Source organism: Actinoplanes sp. NPDC051633, assembly GCF_040681735.1.
In the GTDB taxonomy this organism is placed as follows: Bacteria; Actinomycetota; Actinomycetes; order Mycobacteriales; family Micromonosporaceae; genus Actinoplanes.
Window position 1 is genome coordinate 1 of sequence record NZ_JBFAZH010000994.1, and the last position, 2,898, is coordinate 2,898.

General features: G+C 74.4%; 2 protein-coding genes and 1 pseudogene. 2 read left to right on the forward strand and 1 reads right to left on the reverse strand.

All coding sequences use genetic code 11. The features are described 5' to 3' along the window. Positions 1–939 (reverse strand): annotated as a pseudogene (locus tag AB0M20_RS35755) (hypothetical protein); the annotation flags it as partial. 162 nt (positions 940–1,101) lie between these two features. On the opposite strand from AB0M20_RS35755, the gene hisI reads away from it, so the two are divergent. Both hisI and AB0M20_RS35765 read left to right on the forward strand, forming a co-directional pair. Continuing rightward, entirely contained in the window at positions 1,102–1,467 is a 366-nt protein-coding gene (gene hisI / locus AB0M20_RS35760; RefSeq protein ID WP_364304992.1) for a phosphoribosyl-AMP cyclohydrolase, read from the forward strand. Further along, positions 1,464–2,898: anthranilate synthase component I (locus AB0M20_RS35765; RefSeq protein ID WP_364304994.1), on the forward strand; the 1,435-nt coding region annotated here is incomplete at its 3' end. The genes hisI and AB0M20_RS35765, both read left to right, overlap by 4 nt.

Consider the following 2,898-nt stretch of genomic DNA (forward strand, 5'->3'; position numbering starts at 1 on the left):
GTCCGGGGTGCGGCGGCCGGCCCTGGGCAGGGCGTCGGCGTCCTCGAGGCTGGCCGAGCGGCGGGCCGCCGGGAGCGGGGTGGCCTGCTTGGCGAGCGACGGGATGCCGGACGTCGGAACGGTGGCCCAGCCGGCGACCTTGCCGTTCTGCGCCGGCTCCTCCGCCGCGTCCTCCACCTCGTCGTGGGTGCGGCGGCGGGCGGCCGTGGCGCCGCCCAGGGCGATGGCGCGGACCTCCCGCTCGTCCTCCTTCTCGGGAGCCTCGCCGATCTTCGCCTCGGCGACCGGCGGCTGGGGAGCGGGCGGTTCCGGCTTGAGCGGCTGCGGCTGCTGGGGCGCGGGCTGCGAAGAGGCGGGCTGCTGCGTGCTGGGCTGCGGGCCCGGTTGCTGTGGAACGTGCGGCTGCGCCTGCTGCGGCTGGGACTGTCCCGGCTGCGGCGGACGCGGGGCCTGCTGGGGCTGCGGGGCCTGCGGAGGCTGCGGTGCCTGCGGGGCGAACGGCGAGGCCGGCGCGCCCGGGAAGGCGGGCGGTGTGCCGAAGGCCGGCCGCGGCTGTGGCATCGGCGCCGAACCGTTCGGGATGGGCGCGCCACCGTGCCGCGGCGCTTCCCCGTTCTGCTGCGCCCGTTCCGAATCCACCGGCGGAAACCCTCCCTGATTGTCGTCCCATGGCCGGGGCGGCTGGAACGCGTTGCCGCGCGAGCCCAGCGCCACCATCTGGGTGTCATGTTGACTTTGCGCGGCCAGATGCGCGGCCGCGGCCGCCTGGGCCGAGCCGGAGTGCGACTCGCGCGATCCCGGCGGGCTCTCGATCACGGTCGCGTCGTCCTCATCGGACTCATGGCGTCCCGGCTCGCTCCCGGCGGCACCGTGACCCGGCCAGAAGCGGGCCAGGCCGCGGGACTGCCGGGCCTGGTCGGAGCTCGAGTTCGGGTCCATCGATCTTGACTCCCGTCGGAAAGCGGCGCCCTGGAGAAGGGCGCGGGGCGCCTGGGCACGGTGCGGCGCACGGACGACCGTACCGCCCCGGGAGTCGGGACACACCCCTGGTGCGTCGTCGTGACCGGATCGTGGGTTGCCGGACGATCCGGTGTCCCCCGGATGCGCAAGAATGTGCGGGTGGGAACCCACCTGGATCCGGCCATCGCGGCCCGCCTGCGGCGTAACGACGACGGGCTGGTCGCGGCGATCGTCCGCGAGCACGGCACGGGCGACGTGCTGATGATGGCGTGGATGGACGACGAGGCACTGCACCGCACGCTGACCACCGGCCTGGCGACGTACTGGTCGCGCAGCCGGAAGGAGTACTGGGTGAAGGGCGCCACGTCGGGTCATTACCAGCACGTCCGGTCGGTCGCGCTGGACTGCGACGGCGACGCGCTGCTGCTCTCCGTCGACCAGGAGGGCGCGGCCTGCCACACCGGGACCCACAGCTGCTTCTCCGACGTGTTGAAGGCGGCGGAATGACCAGCGGCGCGGTCCTGCCGGGTGAAGAGGACTTCGTCGCGACGCGCCGGCGTGTGGTGCCGGTCACGCGGCGGCTGCTGGCCGACGGCGAGACGCCGGTCGGGGTCTACACCAAGCTGGCCGGCGGCCCGGGCACCTTCCTGCTCGAGTCGGCCGAGCAGGGCGCCGCCTGGTCGCGGTATTCGTTCGTCGGGGTCCGCAGCGCGGCGACGCTGGTCGAGCGCGAGGGGCAGGCGCGGTGGCTGGGTACGCCGCCGGCCGGCGTACCCGTCGACGGCGATCCCGTGGCCGCCCTGCGCGAGACCGTCGCGGCGCTCTCCGGGCCGTTCTCAGCGCAGCCCGGCCTCCCGCCGCTGACCGGCGGCATGGTGGGCTACCTCAGCTACGACCTGGTCCGGCGCTTCGAGCGGCTGCCGTCGATCGCCGAGGACGACCTGTCGCTGCCCGAGCTGGGCATGATGCTGGCCACCGACCTGGTGGTCCTCGACCACTTCGACGGTTCGGCGATCCTGGTGGCCAACGCGGTGATGACCGCCGACGCCTCCGAGGCCGAGCGACGTGCCGCCTACCACCACGCGGTCGGCCGGCTCGACGCGATGACCACCGCCCTGTCCCGGCCGACGCCGCCGATGATCTCCACGGTGGAACGGGTCGGCCCGGGGGAGGTCGCCAGCCGCACCCCGGCGGGCGACTATCAGAAGGCGGTGGAGCGGGCCAAGGAGGCGATCCGGGCCGGCGAGTGCTTCCAGATCGTGGTCGGGCAGCGCTTCGAGCGGGCCACCGACGCCGACCCGCTCGACGTCTACAGGGTGCTGCGGGCGACCAACCCCAGCCCGTACATGTATCTGCTCCGGTTCGACGACTTCGACATCGTCGGCTCGTCGCCGGAGGCGCACCTCAAGGTGGGCGCCGACCGGCGGGCCGTGCTGCACCCGATCGCCGGCACCCGGTGGCGCGGCGCGACCCCCGAGCAGGACAACGCGCTGGCCGCCGAGCTGCTGGCCGACCCCAAGGAGCGGGCCGAGCACGTGATGCTGGTCGACCTCGGCCGCAACGACCTGGGCCGGGTCAGCCGGGCGGGTTCGGTGGAGGTGCCGGACTTCGCGCGGGTCGAGCGGTACAGCCACGTCATGCACATCGTGTCGACGGTGGTGAGCGAGCTGCGCGAGGACCGGACGGCCTTCGACGCGCTGGCCGCGACGTTCCCGGCGGGCACGCTCTCGGGGGCCCCCAAGGTGCGGGCGATGGAGATCATCGAGGAGCTCGAGCCGACCCGGCGCGGCCTCTACGGCGGCACGGTGGGCTACCTGGGCTTCGGCGGCGACATGGACATGGCGATCGCCATCCGCACGGCGCTGATGAAGGGCGGCGTGGCCTACGTCGGCGCGGGCGCGGGCATCGTGGCCGACTCCGACCCGGCGGCCGAGGAGC